The sequence below is a fragment of the Cellulosimicrobium sp. CpK407 genome (assembly GCF_051844275.1).
In the GTDB taxonomy this organism is placed as follows: Bacteria; Actinomycetota; Actinomycetes; order Actinomycetales; family Cellulomonadaceae; genus Cellulosimicrobium; species Cellulosimicrobium cellulans_G.
Genome location: NZ_JBGNYC010000126.1, coordinates 1 through 241, shown reverse-complemented (window position 1 = coordinate 241; position 241 = coordinate 1). Strand labels below are relative to the sequence as shown.

General features: G+C 71.8%; 1 protein-coding gene. It reads right to left on the bottom strand.

What is annotated here, in order from left to right; all coding sequences use genetic code 11:
- Window positions 1–241, bottom strand: a 241-nt coding sequence (rplL, locus tag ABWU78_RS21015; protein WP_439159410.1) for a 50S ribosomal protein L7/L12, incomplete at both ends; no start/stop codon positions are given.

Here is a 241-nt window from a genome sequence, read left to right as displayed (position 1 = left end):
GTGGCGCCGGCGCCCTCGAGGGCAGCCTTGGCCTTCTCGGCCGTCTCCTTGTTCGCGCCCTCCAGGACCGGCTTCGGGGCACCGTCCACGAGGTCCTTGGCCTCCTTCAGGCCGAGGGACGTGAGCGCGCGCACCTCCTTGATGACCTGGATCTTCTTGTCGCCGGCGGCCTCGAGGATGACGTCGAACTCGTCCTTCTCCTCCTCGGCCGGGGCGTCGCCCGAGCCACCCGCGGGGGCGG